The organism is Rhizobium azibense, assembly GCF_004342325.1.
GTDB lineage: Bacteria > Pseudomonadota > Alphaproteobacteria > Rhizobiales > Rhizobiaceae > Rhizobium > Rhizobium etli_B.
Map to the genome: position 1 here is coordinate 1 of NZ_SMBJ01000042.1, position 2,426 is coordinate 2,426.

General features: G+C 57.0%; 1 protein-coding gene. It reads right to left on the bottom strand.

Annotated features, from left to right (window positions below; genetic code table 11):
- The coding region (locus EV130_RS32375; RefSeq protein WP_132662578.1) for a hypothetical protein at positions 1 to 1,899 on the bottom strand (1,899 nt) is incomplete at its 3' end.
- Positions 1,900 to 2,426 lie beyond the last annotated feature (527 nt).

Here is a 2,426-nt window from a genome sequence, read left to right on the forward strand (position 1 = left end):
GGGCGTGACCGCCGATGTCGTCGTCATCACCTCGAATATCTTCGGGTTGTTGATGAACGATACTGCAGCTAGCGTAAACTTGTTGCGCGTCGCCGGAGACTCAATCTGCGCCAAGATCGCCGCCATGTTCGTCGACAAAATTCTCTTCAGCTCGTCTTCGGTCTTGCCATTCTGTCTTGCCACTTCCGAGATGAAACGTTCGAAGAGGGAGTCGTTCTGGAAGGATATTCTGAGATTCTGGACCCCGCCCGCGGAAGCCTCGGCCGGCAGCACGGTCCTCGGGTTTTGGAAGCTCTGTCTGGTAATCCCGGTCAAGGACCCGGAAAGCGACAGGGTCCCCATGGCGGCACCCGTCAACGCAATGTTGTCGAAGGCGACGGCAGAAGCGGAATCTCGCCACGCCCCCGAGAGCCTGAGCGAGAGATCGACATCTTTATAGCCGAAGTTGACCAGCGTATCTCTCAGGCCAGGTATGGTCACCTGATCGACCACAAACTTCAGGTGATCGACCGCCGCCTTCACATTCGTGGGCGTGGCGCCAATGAAGTAGGACATTGCCAGGTCGAACTTCTCGAACCCAAACTGGGCTGCGCCGATACGAGCGTCAAGCCCGGCCGCAGTCACGCCACCGACCGTCGGAAGTGCCGCCGCAACCGGTTGACTCGCGGGGTCAACCGTCGTCGGCTGTACCGGAAGATTGACGCCGTTCAAGTCGAGCCGCCGAAGCTCGAACGACCCGCCTGCATCTGCATAGCTCAATGTGTCGAAGCTTGCACGGTCCAGGTGACTCGCCGTGAGATTGGAAAGCGACCCTGCCTCCAGGCCTATCTTTGCAACTCCGCTCTGGGTGGGAATGGCGACGTCCGCCTTGCTTACGCCCGCGCTCTCAAAGGCAAAGGACCCGCGAATAGCGGCTGACAAGCGGTTGGCTGCCTCCGGGTTTTGGGAGATGTAACTCGGGTCGAGCGCCGCACGATCGAAGATGTCGGTGATGTTTTGTTCGAACTGCCGGACCTTGAACGCCTCAAGGGTCACCTTGTCGAAGCTCGCCGATAAGGCGCCGCGCTCGACACGCGCGCCGGTTACGCTCACTTTGTCGATCAGGTTGTTCCAAGCCCTCGCCGAACCAGCTTCAAGATATGCGCTCGCCTCGAACAGGCGCAGGTAAGGATCGAGATTGGTGTTGTCGAGGACGATCGCGGTCGAACTGAATTCGCTCCTGCCCTCATCAGGGCTTGCAAGCGGCGGCAGAGCGGCCCGAGTGCCGTTGAGTTCCGCTTTCGAAATCTTGCCTTCGGAGATGCCCGTCAAGGTCACGTGATCGATCGAAAAGTCGGCGCCAAAGTGCGCGTCGTCTGCAGTGATCGTGTTGATCGTGGCTTTCGAAAGCAGGCGCAGAAAGCTGATCTGGCTGGAGACCGGACGCGTGACATCCGGCTTGAACGCCGTCAAAGCCGGTAGGAAAACATTCGAGAGCTCAAGGTGCGAAAGCGTCAACCCGCCATTTTCAGGGGAGTTTGTATTTGAGATACGGATGTCATTCGCATCTGCAGCGGTGAACCGCACCCCGTCGCCGCCGACCGTGAACGCCTTCAGACTGAGGCTGCCAATCTTGAGCTCGGTCGAAACACCTGACCCTTGGCCCTGCGCGGCTGCTCCTGCCGGCCAGGCAATGACGAGGTCTCCGATCTTTGCGAGATCGCTGTTCGCGTCGTACTGGATGCTGCCCGTAGTCACTTTTGCGCCGGCCGCCTCAAGCGTCTTGAGCCAGATGCGAAACTGCCCCTCGGATGAAGCAGGCTGTACTTGCTGTTGCTGAGCAAGTGCTGTGACAGCAAGACTTGGCACGGCGCCGATAAATACGGCAGAACCTAGAAAGACAGCACGAAATGCATGCATGTTTAAAACTCCGAAATCATAACCCTTGCGCCATAGTGGGTCAGTTCCGCTTGCTGCTAGATGAATGTTGCTACCGCATGCAACACAATTCTTTATGAACGCCCAGCCATTGTCGGTAAGGAAGTCTGTATTGCTTCACTTTCTGGGCGGAGAAAATTTCTATGCCGCTTATACCGATTTACGCGAGGATTGTTTGAAATAAGCCAAAGGTAGTTAATTGCGGAGGTCGCTGCCTTCCCAACGACTGTCAGGCCAGCCGCTGGTAAGCGGCGCCGCTGACAGCATTATCTTGGAAGGCTTGCAAGCGGTCGGGAATACCAGTTCGATCCTGATTTAACTATACGTCAAACTCGATATTTACTCGCCAATACTTAACCTCTAGAAGTCCCGCTAAACGGTAACATTGGATTAACCTTCGTGAAATTTGGAACCAGCGGCCTGCGCGGCCTTTCCGCCGATCTCAAAGGCAGGCCGTCGACGGTCTACGCGACAGCCTTCGGGCAATATCTTCTGGACAGCGGGCGCGC